Origin of the sequence: Kineococcus siccus (assembly GCF_009906795.1) — a bacterium.
GTDB lineage: Bacteria > Actinomycetota > Actinomycetes > Actinomycetales > Kineococcaceae > Kineococcus > Kineococcus siccus.
Window position 1 is genome coordinate 1 of record NZ_JAAALN010000495.1, and the last position, 215, is coordinate 215.

General features: G+C 62.8%; 1 pseudogene. It reads right to left on the reverse strand.

Annotation, left to right across the window (positions count from 1 at the left end):
• Positions 1 to 215 (reverse strand): annotated as a pseudogene (locus GTR02_RS22270) (DDE-type integrase/transposase/recombinase); the annotation flags it as partial.

Consider the following 215-nt stretch of genomic DNA (forward strand, 5'->3'; position numbering starts at 1 on the left):
TTGAACAACGAGTTGAACGCTTCGGCCATCGCGTTGTCGTAGGAATCACCGGTTGAGCCGACCGACGCGACCGCACCCTCGGCGGCGAGTCGCTCGCTGTACTTCACCGCAACGTATTGAACTCCCTTATCCGAGTGATGCGTCAATCCGGTCAGGTCGACGCCCTCGCGGCCGCGGCCCCAGAACGCCATCTGCAGAGCGTCCAGGGCCAGTTC